Here is a 23,703-nt window from a genome sequence, read left to right on the forward strand (position 1 = left end):
CAAAAAAGCGTGCTCCGGATGGCAGCTATTTTTCCGCCGGAACACGCCTTAATCTTTTGCAGCAGCTCTTACACGTTAAACCGGAAATGCATGACGTCCCCGTCCTGCACGACATACTCCTTGCCTTCCAGGCGAAGCTGACCGCGTTCTTTGGCTCCATTCATGGATCCTGCTGCGACCAGATCGTCATATGCCACTACTTCCGCGCGGATAAAGCCCCGCTCGAAGTCAGAGTGAATCACGCCGGCCGCGCCGGGCGCTTTGGTCCCTTTGCGAATTGTCCAGGCGCGAACCTCCTGCACTCCCGCCGTAAAGTACGTGTACAGCCCAAGCAGCTTGTAAGCCGCTTTGATCAGACGGTTAAGGCCCGACTCTTCGAGGCCGAGCTCTTCCAGGAACATCGCCTTGTCTTCGCCTTCCAGCTCGGCGATTTCCGCCTCTACCTTCGCGCTGATCGGCACGACCTCCGCGTTCTCGGCGGCGGCGAACTCGCGCACCTGCTTAACGTATGGATTCTCTTCCGCTGTGGCAACCTCGTCCTCGCCCACATTGGCCGCATACAGCACGGGCTTCAGCGTCAGCAGATGAAGATCACGCACGATCAATAGCTCTTCGTCCGACAACTCGACGCTGCGGGCGGGCATATCGTTATACAGTGCTTCTTTGACGCGCTCGAGCACTTCCACTTCCTGGGCGTACTGTTTGTTGCCGCCCTTCATGTTTTTGCGGGAGCGGTCGATCCGCTTCTCAACGCTCTCCACGTCGGCCAGAATCAGCTCCAGATTAATCGTCTGGATGTCGCTGATCGGATTTACTTTTCCGTCGACATGAGTCACGTTCTCGTCCTCGAAGCAGCGCACGACATGGACAATGGCGTCCACCTCGCGGATATGCGCCAGGAACTTATTGCCCAGCCCCTCGCCTTTGCTCGCCCCGCGCACCAGTCCGGCAATATCAACGAATTCAAATGCGGTCGGCACCGTTTTGTTCGGCACAACCAGCTCGGTCAGTTTATCCAGACGCTCGTCCGGCACTTCCACTACCCCGACATTCGGATCGATGGTGCAAAAAGGATAGTTTGCCGACTCCGCGCCCGCCTGCGTAATTGCGTTAAACAACGTCGATTTTCCGACATTTGGAAGACCAACAATACCCGCTTTCAAAGCCATTTATATGACAACTCCTATTTTTCGTTAATTGACCAATAAACCCAGTGATCTAAACTATTATATATTAGAACAAACGCCCCAGCAATACCGGAGAGACTTGAGAGGGAGGCGGGAAAAGGAGCAGCCGCCCGGTACAAGGAGCCGTTCCACCCGAACCACGAACTATTCGTAAGCACATAATAAAGCAACAGACCTCCCACAACAGGCCTTCATGCTGCGATAACGAACTCTTTTGTCTGAATGCGCTATACTCCGCCGATATCTTATCTACAGCCTTCACACTGAGATCACGAACCTTAAACCCGGTGCAACGAACCCTGGCATCAAAATAACGGACTAGCCGCATCCAATCGCCGAAGATCCTTCACACTGAAGCATGTTTTTCTTCTGGCAGCGCCGAACGTTTCTTATTCATCACAGCTTATGTCCTTACCACGCAGACTTATCAGTAAAATGTCTTTCAAAGCGTGGACACTCCCACAAAATTGGCATATACGCGGCGCAGTGGCCTTGATTCAGAATTTTGCCTATATATTGAGTGGGTCAGCTTCTAATCATCAATATATTGAATCTCGCTGCAGAAGTGTCACCCTATTGCCCATGTCCACCTTTTAAAAGACACTGCCCTAAAAACGTCCTCGCAGAGAGGACCCGCGTTTAAGCATTCCTAAAAAAGCTTCCGATGCTACCACGGGCAAGCACCACACCGAGCTATGAAAGCGGGTTAGGAGCGGTAAAAATGCTGCACATGAAATTTGGACGGCTTACCTCGGACAATACAGCGGTCAGCCTTCAACAAATATGAGCCGGCAAGTTCCAGCACTTTTTTTACGGTAGGATCGTCCATTAAATATTTCGTTTTCACGGGATCGGCAGCGTAATCCGGCACGGTCTTCACCTCATCATTACAGGAGCCATCCGCATTCAAGCCCATCTGAAGGGAGAACCGGAACACATAGCCGCTATTGGGCAGCGCGACGACAAGAGGGTCCATCCCCAGTCCGTCGCCGCCGGTGCGTTCCCCTACCAAGGTGGCAAAGCCTGTGCTTTTTGCAAACGCGGCAAACTTTTCCGCAGATGAATAGACGACGTGATCCACCAGCAGATAGATCTTCCCTGTGAATCCCCCAGAATTAGTTGGAGATAGCTTAAGAGTCTCTACTTGATAATTTTTAAAATCGGTCAAAGCTTCGGCGGGCAGATTAGGCAAATGCTGCCTCTTCAGTAAGGAGATTGGGTTAAAATCTGTCATGCCTCTTGACTTCAAGAATGGCTCGGCATAATCGCCTCCCCTATACAGGAGATAGTTATTACTGGAAATAGGCTTGGAAATCAGCATCGGGACAAAGTCCATCCAATAAGCGTCCGAGCCTCCCCCGTTGCCTCTGATATCGATGATCAGCGTTTTATAATCCTTTACTTTCTGTAAAAATTCGCCGATGGCGGGTTCATCATGGTATTCCATGCCAAAGCTGGGCAGCCCAAGGTAGGCCGTTCGGCCTTCTTCAAGAATTTGTGTCCGAATATTAACTCGCGAGATCTTACCGAGCACATTTGTGCTGTCCGCTTCCGAAGCCGTGCCCCCCTCATGGGTCTGCTGCCTAGGATTCTCCTGCCCGTAGCGTTGAAGAACAGCCGGCTTCTGCATCTGTTCCAGCCAAGGACGAAAGTATGAAGCCGTTTCATAAATGCCCTTCATATAGGAATAATCCTGCAGCCCCACCATTTGTGTATGTCCATTGTTTAGCTTAAGCAGAATATACTCCAACTCTTCGGCGAACTCCTCGTCGGTCGCCGTGTCCTTGATCCAGTGGCGGTACTCCTCCCTGTTCGCCAGCCAATCCACCCCATGGAGCCGCTTGTTTACGCCGAAAAAAGGATAATTGTCCTTAAGGACGTCATACATATAATCGAAATCCTGCAGCTTCTGCTTCTCAGTTAATGGTGCGGACTTCTCGTTACCTGCCGGTGGCTCCGGATTCGCTGCTGCAGTTACCGCTTTCTCATCCAACGGAACCTGAGAGGGAGAAGCGGATGCGACATTCGCATTCGCCGGTGAAGAACTTTCTCCGCTGCAGCCCGCTAACAGTCCGGCCGACAAAAGAAACGCCAGGGCCGCTGCGAGGATTGATTTTTTTCGATACATCCTATTCATTATCAGGTCATCCCTTCGCTCTAAATCATATCCTGAACCCGCGTCAGTCTCATCGGGATAAGCCCTCACTGGGTGGAAACTGCATAATGGCATAATAAAAAGGGACCTCCTCTTGGAGATCCCTCGCATACATCCTACGATATTGGCGGCAGCCACCTCGGCTGACTCCCCGATTAATAGGAGGTGCCGATCACGGCAATCATACATTTAAAGCTCTTTCGACATCGTAATGTCGGTCACGCCGTAGCCCATTTTTTTGTACAGTTCGAATGCGCGTTGGTTCTGGCCGAACACATGCAGACCGATTTTGCGGACATTCATGCTGCGGGCCTCTTCGTCGAGCGCCTGCATGGCCAGCTTGCCGTACCCCTTGCCCTGAAACGGTTCAAAAATATAAATGTCGTAAATAAATGCTTCGCGGCCGCGGCGTCCTTCAGTAACGTTGAACCAGATGTAACCGACATGGGTATCACTCTCTTCCTCAACCACCGAGTACAGATAAGCGCCTTCGGTATTCAGCCCGGCGGGCAAAAAGCGCGTCATCGCCTCTTTAGACTGCTTCAGCGCGTTATCCGGTTCCCACGCTCCCGATTTTACCTTCTCCTCGGCAAAGTCGCTGGTTGATTGACTGAGGAAGAATTGAAACGTCGCTTCGTCCATTTGAACCAGTTTTATCATGATTTAACCTTCCTTATTTCGGTATTCATGCCCAGGTTACGGGCATCTGAAATATAACATTCCCTCCGCTCGGGAGGCAGAATTAACAGCACTTTCGCTCGCAGGGGCCGACCTCGTTCCCGCTTCGCGTTAAATGCGCATAAGCCTCGGCGTGCCGCGAAGGGCACCCACGGAGGAGACGCCGATGCCGAACATCGCTGTCCTCAGCTCCAGTTCGGCCTGCTCAAGCGCCGCTTCCAGCGCCTCCTCCGATTCCACCGCCGGGCCGAGTAGGCTCCGGCCGAAGCCGGCAAGATCGGCGCCGAGCGCCAGCGCCTTGGCGGCGTCAACGCCGCTTTGTAAGCCCCCGCTGCCGATCAATGCGCCTTCAGGAGCAGCGGCGCGCACGTCCGCAATGCAATCGGCGGTCGGGATGCCCCAATCCGCGAACGCCTCGGCGGCGGCGCGCCTTACCGGATCGGCGCTGCGGAACTTCTCAACCTGGCTCCATGACGTTCCGCCCGCTCCGCTCACGTCAATGAATGACACTCCGGCGCCGTACAGCTTGAGCGCCGTCTCGCCGTCGATGCCCCAGCCGACTTCCTTGACGCCGACCGGAACCTCCAGAGTGCGGCACACCTGCTCGATCTTCGGCAGCAGCGAGCCGAAGCCCGTGTTCCCTTCCGGCTGGAACACCTCCTGAAGGCCGTTCAGATGAAGCACCAGCCAGTCGGCCTCGGCGATTTCCACCGCCCGGCGGCAGTCGCCTGCATCAAAACCGTAAGACAGCTGAACCGCACCAAGGTTCGCGATGACAGGAATATCCGGGGCCCGTTCCCGCACCCGGAACGTAGACTCAAGCTCCGGGCGCTCCAATGCGGCCCGGATCGAACCTACGCCCAGCGCCCAGCCCCGCCGCTGGGCCGCCTCGGCGAGCCGCGCGTTAATCTCTCCGGTGGCGGCGCTGCCGCCGGTCATCGAGCTGATCAGCAGCGGGGTGCGCAAACTCCGGCCGAGAAAGACTGTGTTCAGCGTTATATCGTCAAAGTTCAGTTCCGGCAGCGCATTGTGCCGGAACCGGTAACGTTCAAAGCCTGTAGCAACTCCTCTGCCGCCTACGTCTTCATTCAAGCACAGGCGTACATGCTCGATCTTCCGCTCCCCTGTCTTTCCTTCTAGGAGATGCGGACGGGAGTCCGAGGCCTTGGCTGTGGTCTTCATTTCATCATTCATATTAATCGGCACATGGCCTTTCCTCGATTTTTTGTTGCCGCCGTCATATTATAACACAACCGACGGATCGGCCAACTTTACGCCCCTTACAGCAGCGGCGACATCAGCCTTGCGGCCGATTCCAGCAGCCGCTCCGGCAGCCGCTTATCCATAAACTTCTCGTGGACAATCTGCGATGTGGACAGCAGATCACGCTCAAAATCGGAGACGATGCGCTTGACGCTGTCCGTCTGCAGCAGCAGCGCGTTCACTTCGAAGTTCAAATGGAAGCTGCGCATATCCATGTTGGCCGTGCCGATGGTGGCGATTTCGCCGTCGATGATAAGCAGCTTGGAATGAATAAACCCTTTTTCATACTCGAAAATTTTGACGCCCGCTTCCAGCAAGGCCGGGAAATAGGAATGGGACGCAAGAAACGGCAGCCACTTGTCCGGCTTGGCCGGGAACAGCAGGCGCACATCCAGCCCCGAAAGAGCGGCCACTTGCAGCGCCGTGTAGATGTCCTCGTCAGGGATAAAATACGGCGTGGCAATCCACACCGACTTCTTGGCCGAGGTGATCATGGAGAAGAAGATATTTTTGAGTGTCTGCCTCTCATTGTCCGGGCCGCTCGCGATAATCTGCACCGCCCCGCCGTCCCCGGTATACCGAAGCTGCGGCGATAAATAATCCTGCTCCAAAATCCGCTCGCCGGTCGTGTGCATCCAGTCCAGCAGAAAAATAATCTGCATCGTCCGCACCGCCTCGCCCCGAACAAGCATATGCGTGTCACGCCAGAAGCCGTATGTTTTGCTGCGGCTCAAATACTCATCCCCCACATTGAGCCCGCCCATAAAGCCGACATCGCCGTCGATAACCACTATTTTGCGGTGATTCCGGTAGTTGACCCTGCTGGAGAAAAAGCTCTTGGATCTGCCGTACGCCGCCACTTTCACCCCCGCATCGCTCAAAGCCTTCAGAAAGCTTTGGGACAACTGTATGCTGCCAACGGCATCATACATGAAGCGGACCTTGACGCCGGAACGGGCTTTTTCAATGAGAATCTGCTGAATTCTGGTCCCGATCTCGTCAGCGCGGAAAATATAATACTCCATGTGGATATGGTGCTTCGCCTGGCGCAGCTCCAGCAGGAGCGTTCCGAACGTCTCCTCGCCATTGGTAAGCACCCGCGTCTCCGAAGAGAAGGAGATCGGCGAACGCGCCAGACGCTGCGACAGGCCAAGCAGCTTGCGCTGCGTGGAATTAAACATCGACCAATCCTGATGCAGGCGCAGGGCATCGTTCTCAATCTGCTCATAGGCCATCAGGTCGCGTTGGGCCTTTTTGTCGTATTTACGGCGCTTGAACACATTTTGCCCGAATAGGAAATAGAACACGAGTCCCACTACCGGAATCAGCGCAAGCAGCAGAATCCAGGCCATCGTCGCCGACGGGTTGCGGTTCTCCATAAAAATGGCGAGTCCGATCGAAACGACTGTCAGCGTGGAAAAAATACTGATGATCGTACCGCCGGTGCTGCCGAAAATGCCAAAGCCAAAATAATAAAAAGCAAGCAAAGCTCCTATGATGATCGTTGACTGTATTCCTCTTCTCATTGGCACCCTACCTCTTCAATTAATCACAACAGCTATGGAATACCATCATACATTTTACATGATAGACGACTTTCTTCCTATCATCATCGACCTAAAAACCGTAAATACGACAAAACTGTAACCTGATGCGCGGTCTCATCAGGAAAATCAAGAGCGGGCGAACACACTGCCGTACCTAACGCAGTTACGCTTCAGGTATTTCCGACCGGTCTGCAGCCGCCGCATAAACGGCAAAAAAAGCCATCCCCCCGATCGTGCTGAGGGATGGCTTCTTGTATTTGATCTACACACGGCCTTGCATTGAGGATAGCACCGGAAACACGGGCTCCAGCCGCCGGTAAATATCTTTGAACAGCGGATACAGCTTCTCGTACACGGCGCGGTTACCCTCGTTTGGGGCATGGCTTCTTACGATCTTGATTCGCTCGTCGGCCTGATCCAGCGAGCCCAGCTCGCCCGTCGCGAGCATCGCCAGCATCGCGGCTCCGTAAGCGGAGGCTTCGCAGCGGTCCGGCACATCAATCCGCAGACCCGTCATGTCGGCCAAGAGACCGGTCCAGATCGCCGAAGAGGCGAAATCGCCAGAAGCGAGCAGCCGATCCGGCCGTCCGGCCAGCTCGCCGAGCGTTTCCGTCACGCTCTTCACCGCGAACAGCCCCCCTTCCAGTACAGCCCGCGCGAAATGCTGTCGTCCATGGTGCAGTCCCGCGCCCGCAAATACGCCGCGGGCATCCGGGTTCCAGCATGGAGCGCGCTCTCCGCTCAGATAAGGGAGGAACAGCAGCCCGTCCGCACCTGCCGGAACCGACATGGCGGCGGCGATTATGTCGTCGAACGAGCCTTGTCCGCTCCCGATATGGCCCCCGGGCCTGGCGGAATCAATGACGGCGTGCTGCCGCCCCCGGCGCTGCCTTCTCTCCGGGTGCGCCCGAATAGCATCTCTTCTCTCCGCACCGGGCAGGGAGCCGCCCATGAACTGCTCCTTGAACCAGTTCAGGGCGATGCCGCCGCTGCTGGTCGAGCTTCCGATGAGCCAGCGGTCTGCGCTGAAAGCATAACAGAAGGTGCGCCCCTCCGGGTCGATCAGCGGTTTGTCCGCAAACTGCCGGACCGCGCCGGTTGCGCCAATTGTAACGGCAGTGCTTCCAAGAGCAGCCGCGCCGGAGCCGATATTGGCGAGTGCGCCGTCGCTAGCTCCGACTACCCATGGCGTATGAGGCAGCAGTCCGCAGGCTTCCGCTATCTCCGGCTTCATGCCCCGGAGCACCTCAGCCACCGGCACGATTTCGCCGAGCCGCTCCTTCCCTATCCCGATCAGTTCCAGCGCCTTGCCGCACCAGCCCCGTCCGGAGACGTCCAGCATGCCTGTAGCCGCTGCCGATGACACATCAAGCGCGTATATACCGAAAAGTTGATGCAGCAGGTATTCCTTGATAGAAATGAACTTGTATGCTTGTTCGAACAGCCCGGGCTTGTTCTCCTTCCACCACAGCAGCTTGCCCAGCGGTGACATGGGATGGACGGGCGTACCGGTCAGTTCGTATAGCTCTTTCGCCGCGCCACTGCGCCTCAATTCCTCGATCTGCGGAGCGCTGCGGTTATCCGCCCAGGTGAGCAGGGGAGTCATCGGCTTTCCATCCTTATCCACCGCCATGACATTGTGCATCGATGCGCTGACACCTACCGCCTCGATATCATCCGGCTTCGCTCCGCCGCTTATCATCGCGAGGCGTAACGCCTGCAGGACGGCCGCTATCATTTCATCCGGCCGCTGCTCCGCCCTTCCCGGCTCCGGAACAAGCAGGGGGCAGGCCGCCTTGCCGCGTCCACGGATTTTACCTTGCCTTTCGTACAGAAATACCTCCGTACTTGTAGTTCCGATATCCAGTCCGATGAACAGCCCCATGTCACTCCACCTCTCCCGTATGAATCTATTATACACTTGCAAGAAGCGGTCCCCCACAAATCTGCAGGGGCTTCTGCAGCAACTCGGCGGATAATAAAAAATGCCCGGAAATTCCGGGCATTCATCTCATAAATCATCGCTGCCAGAGGGCAGCGTTACATCGCCGCCGCAGTGCTCTCCAGAGAAGCTTTCCAGGATTGCAGCATCTGCAGATCATAAGGAAGGAACTCCTCCAGCATACGGGATAATCCCCGGTACAGCGGGCTGTCGGTCGCCGAATTCAATCTTTCGCAGAATTCAGGCGCCCAGAGCAGCAAATGCTCCTTGAGGAAGTTCTCCTGGGTGCTCAGTTGTTCCAGCGCGCTTCGGGCCGAAAAGCTGTTATACAGCATACGATCATGAAGCACGGCCATAAACTCCATCTCGATGGCAATATGATCGTCGGCTTCGTCGCCGCATTTTTTGAATACGATGCCTGCGGACGCATACACATCGGAAATTACATTGCAGAATTCCTCCGCTTCTCCCAGCAGGGCCGCTTCTCTCGGCTTAAGGCCGATCACGGTTTCGTCACGCATCAACCGGTCGTATTCCGCAGCTTCTTTCTCGCAGACCTTAAGAAGATCATGCGGGTTCTGGCTGTGCAAGTAGCGCTTCAGCTCACGCCCTCCCTCCGACATCTCCGCGGCAGCGCCGATTTGCCGGTTGCGGCTCCACTGCGCGATTAGCGACAGGGTCGGTCTTCTTCCGAAAAAATCCGAAAACAGCTGGTATATAAATCCCCTGCTTTCCAGCCAACGGTTGAAGGCCTCCGAAACGTCAAGGGTAGGAACGGTCATAGTGGTCATTTACAAAATCCTCCTTCTAAACTTATGTACTCCGTCGCCGCACATTCTGCGGCTCTGATAATGAAAAGTTATCACGGCTTTTTGTTTTTATTATAGCCCAGATTGAAAACGCTTTTCGTGAGCATTTTATGTCCATTGGGTTGAATTGTCGCATTACTGTCAAATTTACTCCTCTTCCCGCAATTCCTTATGATAATATGAAAAGAATTGCCAAAGAGTCCTCATTGACGCCAGTCTCGATAATCTTTAAAATTTTAAATATTATACCGAACGACGAAAGGGGAATCTCCCGCCATGGAACTGCTGACAGACCCTTTTGGACGCGTACACGATTATATGCGCATTTCGGTTACTGACCGCTGCAATCTGCGCTGTATATATTGTATGCCTGCGGAAGGAATGCATTTCCAGCCGCATGACGAGATCATGAGCTATGAAGAAATCGCCGCTGTCGTGAAGGCGCTCGCTCCAGCCGGCCTGCGCAAAGTGCGCCTTACCGGCGGCGAGCCGCTGGTACGCAAAGAATTAGAGCGGCTGGTCGCCATGCTGTCCTCCATTCCGGGCATTGAGGATATTTCACTTACCACCAACGGCCTGCTGCTGCCCGCCAAAGCGGCGGCGCTCAAGGCAGCCGGTCTTTCGAGGGTAAATATCAGTCTCGACTCCCTGCGGCAGGAGCGTTACTCGATGATTACGCGCGGCGGCAATGTAGCCAAAGTGCTGAAAGGGATCGAGGCGGCGCACGCCGCAGGGCTGTCGCCCATCAAGCTTAATGTGGTGCTCATGAAAGGCATCAACGACGACGAGATCAAGGATTTTATCGCCCTTACTATCAATAGTCCGCTGAATGTGCGGTTTATCGAATATATGCCGATCGGCAGCGCGAGCGACGCCTGGCGGCAGTCGTACCTGCCGCTCGAAAGAGTGCTCGAAGCCTGCCGCGAAGCCGGGTGGGAGACCGAGGAAGCGCATCCGCCAGCCGGAAACGGCCCGTCCCAGGACAGCCGTGTCGTCGGCGCCAAAGGCACATTCGGTCTGATTCATCCGGTAAGCGAGCATTTTTGCGACAACTGCAACCGGCTGCGGCTTACAGCCGACGGTCATATCAAAGCTTGCCTGTACTGGTCCGACGAATTCAACGTGCGGCCGCTGACCGGTGATCCGGAGGCCGTGCGCGGTTTATTCCGCAAGGCGCTTGGAGGCAAGCCCCATAATCACGAAATGGCGCTGGCGCTGGAGAAGAAAGCCCAGAGCCATACGCCTACGAGCCGCCGCATGTCGCAAATCGGCGGTTAAGCCTCAAGCAAGCTCCACAGCTGCCGGGCCATATATCCGGCCATCGCCCACAGCAGCAGCGAAGAGACAATGTTCAGCGCCCGAACCAGCCTGCCGGAGGGATCGGCCTTGCCGAGCGCACTTCCGGCGGCGGCCAAGGCGATGAACCACAGCCATGATACCCCGGCGGCGGCTGCGGCGAACGCCCAGCGCTCCGTGCCGCCATACTGCAGGGAGCTTGTACCGATCACGCCCACCGTATCCATCAAAGCATGCGGATTCAGCAGCGACACCGACAACGCAAAGGCGATCTGCTCTTTTGAAGGAAGAATAACGTCGCGTTTACCCGCCTGGCCCCCCTGCAGGATTTTCCAGCCCATTACAGCCAAAAAGACGATCCCCGCCCCGTAAATGAAGGGCGTCAGCCAATTCAGCGACAGTACAGCCAGGGACACTCCCCCTACGGCTGCAAAGATCAGCAGCGTATCGCACAGCGCCGCCGTTATTATAGCGGGAAGCGCCCCCTTGTATCGCGGCTGCAGCGCCCCTTGGTTAAACACAAAGATATTCTGCGCTCCAAGCGGCAGAATAAGGCCTATGGCCAACACCATTCCATGAATAACGGCTTCCATCAACATTTTCCTCCCTTTATGCAAGGCGATTCGCGGCGTCCGCTTCGGGTCCTTAACGAATATTACAGCCTTTCCGGCCTTTCGTGACCATCCAAATACAGGGCAGACAGCCCAGCCAAGTGAAACATCTCCAGTCCATCATGCTATACTGTGGTCGACATACCGGAATAAGCAATAATTTATTTAATCAGGGAGGTTTTTTTCATGCAGAACCGGCCACCACTCTCCGGCAGCAGCCGAGACAGGCTAAGAAGCGTCGTCGCTTCTTTGGCGGATTGGCGTCCGGAGAGGGACTCGCCGCTGCCGATTTACGTGCAAATTGCAGGATATTTCCGCGCCAAAATTGCCAGCGGCGACTGGCCCGAAGGCATGAAGCTGCCTCCGCAGCGCGAGTTGGCCCATCAGCTTGGCGTCAACCGCAGCACGGTTGTTGCCGCACTCGGCCAGTTGGCCGCGCTCGGGCTCATTGAAGGAAGACAAGGAGGGGGCACAAGGGTAGCGGGGAAAGAGAGAACGCAGGAACCAGCGGGAAGCTGGAACGATTATGTGGAGGAAGGCATCCATTATCCCAATTTGCCGACCGTTCAGGCGATCAACCGCCTGGAGTTTAGGCCGGAGCTGCTTCGGCTCGGAACCGGAGAGCCCGCCCCCGAGCTGCTGCCGGGCGAGCAGATGCGCTCCATTCTTGCGGATCTGACCCGGGAAGTGCTGCCGCTAGCGTATGAGGAGCCGCTCGGCAGTCTGCGGCTCCGGCGCGCGGTCAGCAAAGAGCTCGGGAGAACCGGCATTCAGGCAGGACCATCCTCGATTCTGATTCTCTCCGGGGCGCTTCAGGGCATTCAGCTTATTTCCCTTGGGCTGCTGCCGAAAGGGGCGGCCGTTCTATTGGAGAAGCCCTCTTATTTGTATTCTATTCATTCTTTCCAGTCGGCGGGAGTCAAGCTGCACGGCCTGCCCATGGATGAGCGGGGTCTAGTAACGGAAGGGCTTGAGGCCCGGGCAGCCCGGACCAAGGCGGCGCTGCTGTATACGATTCCGTCCTTTCATAACCCGACCGGTATTCTTATGGACGCGGAGCGGCGGCGGGAACTGATGGAGAAGACGGCGGCGCTGGGATTGCCCGTGCTGGAGGATGGAGCCTATCAGGACCTGTGGCTGGACACGCCTCCGCCGCTGCCGCTCAAAGCGCTGGACCGGAATGGACAGGTGCTGCACCTGGGCACTTTGTCGAAATCCGCCAGTCCCGGACTGCGTATCGGCTGGGTTGCCGGTCCCGAGCAGGTGATCCGGCGTCTGGCCGATATCAAAATGCAAACCGACTATGGCGCAAGCTCCCTTTCGCAGCTCGCAGCGGCCAAGTGGCTGGAGGACGGCTGCCATGAACGGCATACAGACGCCCTCCGTCTCACGCTGCGCCAGCGCCGTGATCTGATGCTGGAGCTGCTGGAGCGCCATTTTGCCGGACTGGCGGAGTGGAGCAAGCCTTCAGGCGGCTTCTATGTATGGCTGCGTCTGAGCAAGCCCCTCCCGCTGCCGAAGCTGTTTCGCACGGCGCTTGCGGAAGGGCTGCTGCTGAACACCGGCGATCTGTACGACCGTTCGGACGCTAGGCATCTTCGCCTTTCTTACGCCTATGCCTCCCCGTCCGGGCTGGAACAAGGGATTGCCAAGCTGGCAGAGCTTGTCCGGCGGATGGGCCGGCTGTCCTGAATACCAGAAGGACAGCCGGAACCTCTACGATCCGAACTTTTGCAGCTTCTTCATTCATCGCAGCGGCAATTTGTACGGTGCTACTCCCGTTCTTCCTTCACAGACGGCGGCAGCGTAACGATAATCTCTGTCCCCTCGCCAGGGCGGCTCTCCGCGCGGACCTCACCCCGGTGAAGGTCGACAATCTTCTTCACTAGCGACAGCCCCAGTCCGCTGCCTCCGGCACCCGCGCCTCTCGCTTTATCCGCCTTGTAGAACCGCTCGAAGATGCGGGGCAGGTCCTCCTTGGAGATGCCCGCGCCGGTATCGGAGACAATAATCTCCGCTCCGGTTGCAATCAGGCGCGCCGTTATCGTGATCTTGCCTCCCGGCGGTGTAAACTTGATGCTGTTATGCAGTAGGTTGTTCCAGACCTGGCTGAGCAGGTCTTCGACCGCCGTCACCGTCATTTCAGCAAGCTCCGCCTCCACTTCAATCTCTTTGCCCATCCACTGCGGCTCGCAGGCCAGCAGGATGTTCCGAAGCTGCTTGTCGAGACGGTAAGGCTTCGCTTCAAACGGAAAGCTGCCCGACTCCAGCACCGACAGCTTGAGCAGGCTGTCGCTTAAGCCTGACAGCCGGGCGCTCTCGGTCTCGATAATATCCAAATAGTGCTCACGGGTCTCCCGGCTGAGATCTTCGCTGCGCAGCGCGCGGGCGAAGCCGCGGATGGAAGTGAGCGGCGACTGGATCTCATGCGATACATTCGAGATGAAGTCCTGCCGCATCGTCTCCATCCGGCTCAGCTCGCTAGCCATTTCATTGATTCCTTCCACGAGCTCACCGAACTGGCCGTAGCGCTCGACATCCTCCACCTTGGCGGTGAAATCGCCTTTGGCAATCCGCCGAATGGCATTCATAATCGGAATATAGAAAGCTCTCTGCCGTCCGCGGCTGAACAGAGAGACCAGACCACCGAGGCAGAACAGAATAAAGAATCCAAGCAGGACGCCAAGCAACTGCGATACAAAGTCGGAGGAGGGAGCGCCAAACCTCCGGAACAGCGCCTTCAGGATGAAGTAGGAGGCCGTCCAGGAGCCGACCAGAAAGATAAAGGCGGCCAGCAGCCCCAATATCGCCTGCACTGTTTTCCGCGCCCGCTTCATCCCGCGCCCTCCGGCCGGCTGCCGGGACCGCGAACGGCGCGGACGGCGATTACGTACCGCCCGTTCTCGAACCGTCCGCTCTGACGCTCGCTGCCGCCGCTTCATTCCGCACTCTCCAGCCGGTAGCCGAGACCGCGCACGGTGCGGATGGCGAATCCGTACCGCTCGCTCGGGAAGCGTTCGCGCAGCCGGTTGATGTGCACATCCAGCGTGCGTTCATTGCCTTCGTAGTCATAGCCCCAGATCTCCTCGATCAGCCGATCGCGCGGCAGCGTCTGTCCGGGGTAGCTCGCCAGTCTGAACAGCAGTTCGTACTCTTTCAGGGGCAGCGTCAGAACGCCGTCATCGGATTGAATCTCGTAGGTTCTGCGGTTCATCTTCAGCCTGCCGACGGTTACGCTCTGGGCGGCGGAAATCTGATACCGTTTCAGCAGCGCCTTTACGCGGGCCATCAACACGGGCGGCTCAAACGGTTTGACGAGATAATCGTCGGTCCCAAGCTCGAAGCCCTTCACAATCTGCGACGTTTCGCCTTTGGCCGTAAGCATGAGCAGTGGAATATCGTAATCCTTCCGCAGTTCGCGGCAAAGCTGCCAGCCGTCAATGTTCGGCATCATGACATCAAGTATCACCATGTCGACGGTATGATCCCCGAGAAAATCCAGCGCTTCTTTCCCATCGGAAGCCTCGGACACTTCTATGCCTTCAGCTTTCAAAAATACGGCCACCAACTCGCGGATGTGCGGGTCGTCGTCCACCACCAGTATTTTGGCCATGTCCGGTAATCTCCTCCCCTTCGACGTGTTCCCGTGATTCCGTATCAGCCGTTTGAAGCTGCTGCTGCGCAAATTCGCGGTAGAGGCTATGCTCCCGCAGCAATTCTTCGTGTCTTCCCCTGCCGGTAATCTCGCCCTTTTCCATAAAAAGAATCTGGTCGGCATTCACAACCGTGGACAGCCGATGCGCAATGACGATGGTCGTCCGGCCTTTCATCAGATTGGACAGCGCCTTCTGCACGACCGCTTCGGATTTGCTATCAAGGCTTGAAGTCGCTTCGTCCAGCATCAGGATTTTCGGATCTCTCAGCAGCGCCCGGGCAATCGCGATCCGCTGCCGCTGTCCGCCGGACAGCTTCACGCCGCGCTCGCCGACTTCGGTGTCGTATCCATCCGGCAGCTCGTCGATGAAGGTATCGGCATACGCCATCGCAGCCGCCTGCCGTATTTCCGCCAGATCAACCTCCCGTTCCAGACCGTAGCGGGGATTGTCCGCAATGGTTCCGGCCAGCAGCGGGCTTTCCTGGGAGACATAGCCGATTCCTCCTCGCCAGGAGCGCAGCGAGAAATCGGAAATCAGCTTGCCGCCCAGTCGGATCACGCCTTCCTGCGGCTCATAGAAGCGCTCAAGCAGGGAGAACAGCGTCGTCTTGCCGCCGCCGCTTGGGCCGACAATCGCCGTCACCTCTCCGGGCGTTATGGAGCAGCTTACCTTGTTCAGCACGGACGCGCCCGTCTTGTACCCGAAGGACACATTTTCCAGTGTAATCGGCAGCCGCGCCCCATCCGCCATCTCTTCTCCCTCGTACTTTTCTTCTTCATGCTTCAGTGTCTCCATAATCCGCTCCGAAGCGCCCATGGACTTCTGGATTTGGGTGAAGAAGGTAGTCAGCTGGGTCAGCGGCATAATGATCTGGATCAGATACAGGATAAAAGCGACCAGTTCCCCCGCCGTCAGCGCGCCGCTGGACACCTGCACCCCGCCGTAGCCGATAATGACCACCAGCAGCATCATAAATACGAGCGAGACAAGCGGGGTAATCCATGCGCTGACCTTGCCTTCGCGTATGCCGTAGGAGAGCAGGTTCGTAATGACATTTTTGCCGGATTCGTATTCCCGTCGCTCCGCTCCGGACGCCTTGACCAGCCGGATTTCCGACAGCACGCCGCTGAGCACCGCCGTAAAGGAGGCCGTCTCATCCTGCATGCCTTTGGAAATCTTGTACATCATCCGGCCAAGCGGAACAAGGACAAGCGCCGAAAGGGGCAGCACGGTGAACAGAACCAGCGTCATTTTCCAATTCAGATAGAAGAGCACCGAGATCGAACCGACAATGGAAATGATGCCGGTGAACAGGCTGGCGGCATGTTCCGATACCAGCGTCTTGATAATGCCCGTATCGCTTGTCATGCGGCTGACGCTTTCGCCTGTCCGGATGTCGTTATAATAGGAGATGGGCAGCAGGAGGAGCTTGCGCCACAGACGCTCCCTCAGGCCGGCTACCATTTTCTGACCCGCATAGTTCAGCAGGTAGACGGAAATGCCCGCGGCGGCGGTCTGGGCGATGAAAGCGCCGGCGATTCCGGCGATCTGCAGCCGGCTCACCGAAGCCAGCGAGAATCCGTCGACCAGCCCTTTGGTAAACATCGGGATGACCAGCGATACCAGCGTGGAAATCACGCTGAGCGTAACAGCCAGGGCAAGCAGCCCATACGGCGGTTTCGTTTCCTTAAGCAATTTGAGAAATGGACGGAGATTATTTCCGCCCGTTGACTTCGTTGAGGTTGTCATTGATAATCCTTCCCTTCTTGGCGAATAATCAAAAAATACTCCCTCATTGTAAACAGAAGTTAAACTCGCCACTCTGCGGCGGCACGGTAATCCTCCGGAGTATTGATATTGAGCAGCGGGGATGGTCCTCCATCCAAGGCGCCCGCAAAGCCCGCTTCCGGAACATACAGCACCTCCATGCTTTCCAGCCACTCTATGACTTTTAACCTTCCGTTCCGCAGAGCATTTTCCAATCCGGGAAGGGTATCCTTATGGTACAGCCCCAGCAGCGGCTGTACTTTGCCTGAAAGTGATACCGGCACGACCGCAAGCGGGCGGCAGCTTGCTGCCGTGGGGCCGGGTGCTGCTCCGGCTGCAGATTGCCCGCAGCGTACCTTATCCGCCAGGGCGCCTTTCTTCGCTCCGCCATCTTCCGCAAGCCGCCCGGCGCCTTGCCCCGCTGAATCTGCGGCCAAATGCCTACCATCCCGCTTCAAAGCGTCCACAATGTACCGCATAAACGCTGCGGAAGCGAACGGCAAATCGCAGGCTGCGGCAAAATGCCATTCCGCGTCCGAAGCGGTCATTCCCGCATGAAGCCCCGCCAACGGACCGCAGCCCGGGAAGCGGTCGGCAGCCTGCGGGAGCCGCAGGAATCGGTAATCCTCCCGCTCCTCCGTCCCGCAGGCGATCGTGACCGGCTCCGCGACTTCACCGAGCGCGGCGGCAACCCGGGCAATAGCGGGAATGCCTCCGAATTTCAGAAGAGACTTATCGGCGCCCATCCGTCTGGAGCGGCCTCCGGCGATCAGAATGCCGGCAATATGCATAACGTCACCGCCTTTTTTGACAAAAATATCTTATTAAATGGAAGCATAATCCTTAAAATCCTATAGATTTAGCAAAATGAGAAAATGCTGGTTTGTACACCCTTTCAACAAATGATACGATGATATTAGCGGCTAAGACCGGCTCTTATTTATCATACACGGCATTTGCGGGAGGAGAGCACCCAAGTTGCGGGAGAATACTGGAAATCCATCAACCTTCACATTCTTAAAATGGTTCAACTTTTTCGTATACGGAACAATGGTTCTGTTCACCAGTTTCTTTCAGCTTTATCTGCAGGACGTCGGGATGAACAAGCTGGAAATCGGTGTGTTAATGTCGATCGGACCGCTCGTGTCGGTCTTCGCCAACCCGTTCTGGGGAATATGGACCGGCCGATATCAAAATAACAGGGTCGTCGTACTGCTGATGCTGGCAGGCACGCTTTTGTTCTCCCAGATTATTTTTCAGGCAAGTACATATGAAACGATCTATACTGCGATGATTCTGTTCTATTTCTGCCAAACCCCGCTGTTCGCGCAGAGCAATACGCTCGTCTTAAGCTATATCGACGGAACGCCTCTCCGCTTCGGCTCCTTCCGTCTCTTCGGATCGCTAGGCTGGGCGCTGACGGCTATTGCTGCAGGCCCGGTTATTCAGTTCGGCGGCGTCTCGGTGCTGCCCTACCTGTTTGCGGTCCTTCTTGGTTTGTCTATCGTATCGCTCGCCGCCATGCCTAAGCTGCGTAGCTCTATCGGAACAGCGCCTTTGCCGCTTAGAGGGTTTCGCCTGCTGTTCAGGAATCCTTATTTCCTGTTCTTTATCTTTTTCGGCATGCTGGTATCCATTCCTAACACAATAAATAATACGTTCATGTCGCTGTATATCAATGATATGGGCGGCTCCAAAACGATGATCGGTCTCGCCGTATTCCTCTCCTCCATCCTGGAAGCGGGTGTGTTCATGCTGTGCAAACGCTATTTGCGCCGCAAAATATCCGTTCTCGTCGGCTGGCTGGCGCTGGTCAGCGTTCTGTTCGTGCTGCGGTGGTGGCTGATGTCCCAGGCGACGCTGCCGCTTGAGGTGGCCTTGATTCAAATTTTACATTCCGTAACGTTCGGCGGCTTCTTCTACGTTGGGACGGAGTTGACGATGCTGCTGATCCCTGGACCGTACCGCTCCTGCGGACAGGCTCTCTACACCCTGTCCTGGGGCGGAATTTCGGGCATGATCGGCGGTATTCTTGGCGGATGGCTGTTTCAGTATCTCGGAGCCCAGAGCATGTACGAATTCTGTGTCTTCCTTTCGCTCATCGGCGCGCTGGGATACGGAGGAATGTGGTTTATTATCAAAAGGGACGATTACCGCCCCACTGCGGCGACCCATGATGAACTTGAAGAAGACGGGATTTAGCTCGCTTTATGAAGTCTCTCCGGCCATTTGTTTATCGAGCTGCTCCAATACGAAATGCCATGCCTGCTCATGCGCGTTCCTGGAATCCTCATTATAAAATCCCGTATGTGTGAGACTTAGCAGCGTACCGCTGTGCCGGGGAACCAGCTCGACCGTGACAACAGTCTCGGCTCCTTGGGTTCCCCCCTCTCCCGTAACCCATGTCATTTCAACAAGACGGTCTTGTTCGAGCCTAATAAACCGGCCGTAATGAGGATGCCGCCGAACCGCGCCGTCCGTACCGCTGGGGGAAATGGTCTCAAAAAAGAAGACGGTGTTGACTTGGCCCTGCATGATCACGGAACCAGGCGCCGCAAACCAACGGTCAAACCGCCTGGTCCACGCTTGATAAATAACTTCAGGCAATGCATCCATCTGCCGCTCCACTTTCAAAGAAAAAGCCATCGAATCCTCATTCCTTTCTAGTTATAAAACGGTTTAACTCCTTGGATTGCAAAAAAAACGGCTGACACGCTTTCGGGCGGCAGCCGTTTCTTCATATGTTCTCAGATTAACCCTGCTTCGGTGGCTGAAACGAGCTCTTGAGCGAAACGATCAGGTTGAAGACAGGCTTGCCAGGCTCGGAGTACCGGCTGTCCACATTAAAGTAACCATGCCGGAAAAATTGGTACTTGTCCTGCGCCTTGCTGTCCTTCAGTTCGTGCTCTACGAAGCCGTGCAGGATTTCAAGCGATTTCGGGTTCAATTGGTCGAGGAAGGACCCCGTCCCCTTATCTGCGGCTTCCTGTTCTTCGGCTTCCCCTTTATTTTCGGTTTCCTCCGCCAAAATCAGCGGTTCATACAGGCGGAATTCCGCCGCAGCGGCGTGGCCCGCCTCCACCCAGTGCAGCGTTCCTTTCACTTTGCGGCCGGTAAAGCCGCTGCCGCTCTTCGTTTCCGGATCGTAGGTGCAGCGCAGCTCGGTCACTTCGCCGTTCTCATCCTTGATCACTTCGTTGCACTTGATGAAATAGGCGTGCTTCAGGCGCACCTCATTGCCCGGGAACAACCGGAAATATTTATTCGGCGGATTTTCCATAAAATCATCACGCTCAATGTAAATCTCGCGGGAGAACGGAATTTGCCGGCTGCCCATTTCCTCGTTCTCACTGTTATTCTCCGCTTCCAGCCATTCGACCTGACCCTCGGGATAGTTGGTAATAACGACCTTAAGAGGACGAAGCACCGCCATCGTGCGTGGAGCCTTCAGCTTCAGATCCTCGCGGATAAAATGCTCCAGCATTTGCAGATCGACCAGGCCTTGGCTTTTGGAGATGCCGGTCTCGTATACAAAGGCGCGGATAGCTTCCGGCGTGTACCCGCGGCGGCGGAGACCGGAAATCGTCGGCATCCGCGGGTCGTCCCAGCCGTCGACATGCCCTTCGTCCACCAGCAGCTTCAGCTTCCGCTTGCTCGTTACGGTCTGCGCCAGATTCAGGCGGCCGAATTCATATTGATGCGGCGCGGCAGGCATTTCGCATTCAGCGATAACCCAGTCATAAAATGGGCGCTGATCCTCGAACTCCAGGGAACAGAGGGAATGCGTCACGTTCTCAATGGCATCCTCAATCGGATGCGCGTACGCGTACATCGGGTAAATGCACCATTTGTCGCCTGTATTGTGGTGATGGGCATGGGAAATGCGGTAAATGACCGGGTCTCGGAGATTGATGTTGGGCGAAGCCATATCGATCTTGGCGCGCAGCACCTTCTCTCCATCCTTGAATTCGCCCGCCCGCATGCGGCGGAACAGATCCAGACTCTCCTCCACGCTGCGGTCGCGATACGGGCTGTTCTTCCCCGGTTCGGTCAGCGTGCCGCGAAGCTCGCGGATTTGGTCCGCGCTGAGATCGTCGACGTAAGCCTTGCCCTTGTTAATTAATAGCTCCGCCCGCTCGTACATCTCTTCGAAATAGTCGGAGGCGAAGCGCAGATTCTCCCAATCATAACCGAGCCATTTCACATCTTCCTCGATCGATTTGACATACTCCGTATCTTCCTTCAGCGGATTCGTGTCGTCAAACCGCAGGTTCGTCTTGCCGCCGAACTCGTCGGCCAGCGTGAAATTGATCCAAATCGCCTTGGCATGTCCGATGTGGAGATAGCCGTTCGGTTCCGGGGGGAACCGGGTGACGACTTCATTCACTTTGCCGGAGCGGAGATCTTCGGTAATGACATTTTTAATGAAATTGGAGGGGGTGCTTCGGTTCTCCACAGCAATCAACCTTTCATTCTATAGTTCTTGTCCTTGTTCTTGTATAAACATGTTTCCTCTTAATATACCCGTTACGCAAGGATTGTTCAATAAAATGGCATATCCGCCCAGGACTCCGGTTCCCTTTGACTTCCCGCCGGTTCATGGAGTAGCATGAGGTTCAGGAGGAGGCGAGCGGATGAAACCGATTAAAATGCCAAAAGAGCATCGGGAAGCGATGCTTGATCATATCCAGGAATTTTTCGAGCTTGAACGCGGCGAAAGCATCGGACGCCTCGCGGCGGACAGCCTGCTGAAATTTTTCCTGAAGGAGCTTGGACCTGCCGTATACAACCAGGCGCTGAGCGACTGCCGGATTCTGACGGCGCAGCGGATGCAGGGGCTGGAAGAGGATATTTACGCCCTGGAATGGAAAAAAGAAGGCCGTTAACAACCGGTATTCATAGCCTGCAAAGAGCACGATAGAAAAAGGGAGGCGGCAGCTTGTTCCATTTTGTCATTGATGATGAGCTTGTCCTTAAGCCGCTGGCGCCTGAGCATGCCCTGCCCATGTTTGAGCTGGTCGACCTGTCGAGGGCCCGTCTGAGCCAGTGGCTGCCTTGGGTGGACAGCGTAACGGAGCACGCTCATATCACAAGCTACATTAAGAACGCCGTTAAGCAGGGAAGCGAGAACGGCGGCTTCACCGCAGGCCTGTGGGTGGACGGCGAATTCGCCGGCGTTATCGGATTTCATGAAATCGATTGGCATAACCGGTCTGTCGGCATCGGCTATTGGCTCGGCCAGGGCTATTGCGGCAAGGGATACATGACGAGCGCCTGCCGGGTGTTTATCGACCATGCCCTGATGGAGATGGAGCTGAACCGGGTAGAAATCCGCTGCGCAACGGGCAATACCCCAAGCCGCGCTATTCCCCAGCGCCTTGGCTTCGTGCTGGAAGGAGTAATCCGGGAAGCCGAGCTGCTGCCGTCAGGCTATGTCAATCATGCCGTATACGGTATGCTGCGCAGCGAGTGGAAGATGCTGAGGTAAATGATCTGAGGTGAATGCAGCGTCACTATGCAGTATCTTTGCGTACTTTTCCTGGCTGCGAAAAGATGAACGGCGGTCCGAAAAGGGTCCCGCCACTTATTCTCCTGCGTCCAGCCACGCCTGGAATTTCGCCCGGATGCCGGACGCAAGGCTGCTTAGCCGGACCAGTTCTTCAAGGCCGCGCTTGTCCCCGCGCCCGGCTTCCATCATATGCAGCACGCGCGATACCGGCACTCCGCCGTCACCGGTGGAGATCTTCACTACCGCCGAGCCGGAGGCCAGTTCCCCTTCGCGCAGCACACGGAAATAGAAGCCGCTGAAGCCTGTCTTCAGCACCTGCGCGGGCATATCCGCGGGACCGTGCTTTTGCGAGAGCTTGAAGCAGGGATACCGGGGCTGACTCACCTGAAGAAGCGCGCTGCCGACCTCGTAGATGTCCCCGATGCACACTTCCGTTTCGAGCAGCCCGGCGGTGGTCGCATTTTCCCCAAAGGCGGCGTAGCCCAGCTTCTTGCCCAGCCACTCTTCCCAATAAGGGTAATGCTCTGACGGATACACGCAGACGGCTTTATCGGGTCCTCCGTGATTGACTAGATCGGCTTGTCCATCCCCGGTCAGCCCGCCTGCAGACACATGCACAGGCCCCTCTACAGGAGATTTGTAGATGCCTGTCTCCAGCGATTTTCCGCGATAAAGGGTCGAAATCGGCATCCCCACATTCAATGATATGATCTTCATGACGATCCCCGCTTTCATTTCGTTTAAGTGATTACACGAGACGGCAGCTCATAAATACCTCGTCCACATAGCGGCCTGCAAGGTAAAATTCCTCCCGCAATCGCCCTTCTTCATCGAACCCGCATTGCCCATAAAATGCCAGGGCCGTTGCGTTGCAGGACAGCGCGCGCAGCCGAAGCTTGCGGATGCCGCGTTCCGAGGCCAGCTCCTTAACCGCTTCGATCAGGCTTCGACCGATTCCCAAACGCTGCCAATCCGGATGGACGGCTATATGAATCTCATAGACATGCCGGTTGCTCTTCATTCCGGTAGGACAGCCGAAGCCGACATAACCGCACAGCGTGTCCCCTTTCACCGCCACTAGCTGGGAGCCGGGAGGCGCATGCAGCAAATAGTCCTCGCTCGACCGCCACGACAAGGCCGCGGGAGCCGTATCCTCGGTCCATATCAGATGATCCAGCATAATCAGCTCACGAACGTCGCGAAATTCCGAGAAGCGGATCGACATCGTCTCTCTGTCTATGTGAAGCATTTTCGTATCCCCCTTGCATATAAACGGCGCACAG

21 protein-coding genes are annotated in these 23,703 nt (G+C 56.1%); 5 read left to right on the forward strand and 16 right to left on the reverse strand.

The window, feature by feature from the left end:
* Positions 1 to 68: 68 nt before the first annotated feature.
* From ychF to KP014_RS01175, 7 genes are all read right to left on the reverse strand, one after another.
* Positions 69 to 1,169 carry a redox-regulated ATPase YchF gene (gene ychF, locus KP014_RS01145; RefSeq protein ID WP_090833813.1) on the reverse strand — a complete coding sequence of 367 codons (1,101 nt, stop codon included), beginning with the start codon at positions 1,167 to 1,169 and terminating at the stop codon, positions 69 to 71.
* A gap of 724 nt (positions 1,170 to 1,893) precedes the next feature.
* Entirely contained in the window at positions 1,894 to 3,315 is a 1,422-nt protein-coding gene (locus KP014_RS01150; RefSeq protein ID WP_216700442.1) for a S41 family peptidase, read from the reverse strand.
* 216 nt (positions 3,316 to 3,531) lie between these two features.
* Positions 3,532 to 4,002, reverse strand: coding sequence for a GNAT family N-acetyltransferase (locus tag KP014_RS01155; RefSeq protein ID WP_036598516.1), 471 nt, complete (start codon positions 4,000 to 4,002; stop codon positions 3,532 to 3,534).
* Between the two features lie 129 nt (positions 4,003 to 4,131).
* Positions 4,132 to 5,202 carry a type 2 isopentenyl-diphosphate Delta-isomerase gene (gene fni, locus KP014_RS01160; protein WP_051500330.1) on the reverse strand — a complete coding sequence of 357 codons (1,071 nt, stop codon included), beginning with the start codon at positions 5,200 to 5,202 and terminating at the stop codon, positions 4,132 to 4,134.
* 98 nt (positions 5,203 to 5,300) lie between these two features.
* Positions 5,301 to 6,809 (reverse strand): cardiolipin synthase, encoded by a 1,509-nt coding sequence (cls, locus tag KP014_RS01165; protein WP_036598518.1) that lies wholly within the window; start codon positions 6,807 to 6,809, stop codon positions 5,301 to 5,303.
* Between the two features lie 283 nt (positions 6,810 to 7,092).
* Positions 7,093 to 8,715 carry a gluconokinase gene (locus KP014_RS01170; RefSeq protein ID WP_090833815.1) on the reverse strand — a complete coding sequence of 541 codons (1,623 nt, stop codon included), beginning with the start codon at positions 8,713 to 8,715 and terminating at the stop codon, positions 7,093 to 7,095.
* 155 nt (positions 8,716 to 8,870) lie between these two features.
* A complete protein-coding gene (locus KP014_RS01175; protein WP_036592448.1) occupies positions 8,871 to 9,563 on the reverse strand; it encodes a TorD/DmsD family molecular chaperone in 693 nt (230 codons plus the stop codon).
* A gap of 294 nt (positions 9,564 to 9,857) precedes the next feature.
* Here KP014_RS01175 and moaA point away from each other — a divergent pair, with 294 nt between their 5' ends.
* Positions 9,858 to 10,859 carry a GTP 3',8-cyclase MoaA gene (gene moaA, locus KP014_RS01180; protein ID WP_090833816.1) on the forward strand — a complete coding sequence of 334 codons (1,002 nt, stop codon included), beginning with the start codon at positions 9,858 to 9,860 and terminating at the stop codon, positions 10,857 to 10,859.
* Here moaA and KP014_RS01185 read toward each other — a convergent pair.
* Complete coding sequence (locus KP014_RS01185) at positions 10,856 to 11,473, reverse strand: LysE/ArgO family amino acid transporter (RefSeq protein WP_090833817.1); 618 nt, start codon at positions 11,471 to 11,473, stop codon at positions 10,856 to 10,858. The two genes, moaA and KP014_RS01185, sit on opposite strands and share 4 nt — an antisense overlap.
* A gap of 201 nt (positions 11,474 to 11,674) precedes the next feature.
* Here KP014_RS01185 and KP014_RS01190 point away from each other — a divergent pair, with 201 nt between their 5' ends.
* Positions 11,675 to 13,180 carry an aminotransferase-like domain-containing protein gene (locus KP014_RS01190; protein WP_090833818.1) on the forward strand — a complete coding sequence of 502 codons (1,506 nt, stop codon included), beginning with the start codon at positions 11,675 to 11,677 and terminating at the stop codon, positions 13,178 to 13,180.
* Between the two features lie 80 nt (positions 13,181 to 13,260).
* Here KP014_RS01190 and KP014_RS01195 read toward each other — a convergent pair whose 3' ends face one another.
* The 4 genes from KP014_RS01195 to mobA are packed head-to-tail and all read right to left on the reverse strand — an operon-like array spanning position 13,261 to position 17,702.
* Positions 13,261 to 14,430: a sensor histidine kinase gene (locus KP014_RS01195; RefSeq protein ID WP_343223041.1), complete on the reverse strand. Its 1,170-nt coding sequence runs from the start codon at positions 14,428 to 14,430 to the stop codon at positions 13,261 to 13,263.
* Positions 14,427 to 15,101, reverse strand: coding sequence for a response regulator transcription factor (locus KP014_RS01200; RefSeq protein ID WP_090833819.1), 675 nt, complete (start codon positions 15,099 to 15,101; stop codon positions 14,427 to 14,429). Before KP014_RS01200 ends, KP014_RS01195 begins: the two co-directional genes overlap by 4 nt.
* Positions 15,031 to 16,893 (reverse strand): ABC transporter ATP-binding protein, encoded by a 1,863-nt coding sequence (locus KP014_RS01205; protein WP_051500564.1) that lies wholly within the window; start codon positions 16,891 to 16,893, stop codon positions 15,031 to 15,033. The genes KP014_RS01200 and KP014_RS01205 overlap by 71 nt, the downstream gene beginning before the upstream one ends.
* A 59-nt stretch (positions 16,894 to 16,952) precedes the next feature.
* Positions 16,953 to 17,702, reverse strand: a complete 750-nt coding sequence (gene mobA, locus KP014_RS01210; protein ID WP_090833820.1) for a molybdenum cofactor guanylyltransferase — start codon at positions 17,700 to 17,702, stop codon at positions 16,953 to 16,955.
* A 187-nt stretch (positions 17,703 to 17,889) separates the two neighbouring features.
* Here mobA and KP014_RS01215 point away from each other — a divergent pair, with 187 nt between their 5' ends.
* Entirely contained in the window at positions 17,890 to 19,113 is a 1,224-nt protein-coding gene (locus KP014_RS01215; protein WP_036587649.1) for an MFS transporter, read from the forward strand.
* A gap of 6 nt (positions 19,114 to 19,119) precedes the next feature.
* On the opposite strand, the gene KP014_RS01220 is transcribed toward KP014_RS01215, so the two are convergent.
* The gene (locus KP014_RS01220; RefSeq protein ID WP_051499249.1) at positions 19,120 to 19,557 is read right to left on the reverse strand and encodes an SRPBCC family protein; all 438 of its coding nucleotides are present in this window, start codon (positions 19,555 to 19,557) and stop codon (positions 19,120 to 19,122) included.
* 106 nt (positions 19,558 to 19,663) lie between these two features.
* A complete protein-coding gene (locus KP014_RS01225) occupies positions 19,664 to 21,367 on the reverse strand; it encodes a glutamine--tRNA ligase/YqeY domain fusion protein (protein WP_036596981.1) in 1,704 nt (567 codons plus the stop codon).
* A 178-nt stretch (positions 21,368 to 21,545) separates the two neighbouring features.
* On the opposite strand from KP014_RS01225, the gene KP014_RS01230 reads away from it, so the two are divergent.
* On the forward strand, positions 21,546 to 21,797 hold the full coding sequence (locus KP014_RS01230; RefSeq protein WP_036596979.1) for a DUF2164 domain-containing protein: 252 nt from the start codon (positions 21,546 to 21,548) through the stop codon (positions 21,795 to 21,797).
* A gap of 53 nt (positions 21,798 to 21,850) precedes the next feature.
* Entirely contained in the window at positions 21,851 to 22,399 is a 549-nt protein-coding gene (locus KP014_RS01235) for a GNAT family N-acetyltransferase (protein ID WP_090833821.1), read from the forward strand.
* A 96-nt stretch (positions 22,400 to 22,495) separates the two neighbouring features.
* Here KP014_RS01235 and KP014_RS01240 read toward each other — a convergent pair whose 3' ends face one another.
* Both KP014_RS01240 and KP014_RS01245 read right to left on the reverse strand, forming a co-directional pair.
* A complete protein-coding gene (locus KP014_RS01240) occupies positions 22,496 to 23,137 on the reverse strand; it encodes an MOSC domain-containing protein (protein WP_090833822.1) in 642 nt (213 codons plus the stop codon).
* Between the two features lie 31 nt (positions 23,138 to 23,168).
* Positions 23,169 to 23,669 (reverse strand): GNAT family N-acetyltransferase, encoded by a 501-nt coding sequence (locus KP014_RS01245; RefSeq protein ID WP_036589904.1) that lies wholly within the window; start codon positions 23,667 to 23,669, stop codon positions 23,169 to 23,171.
* Positions 23,670 to 23,703 lie beyond the last annotated feature (34 nt).

The sequence above is a fragment of the Paenibacillus sophorae genome (genome assembly GCF_018966525.1).
Lineage (GTDB): Bacteria > Bacillota > Bacilli > Paenibacillales > Paenibacillaceae > Paenibacillus_AQ > Paenibacillus_AQ sophorae.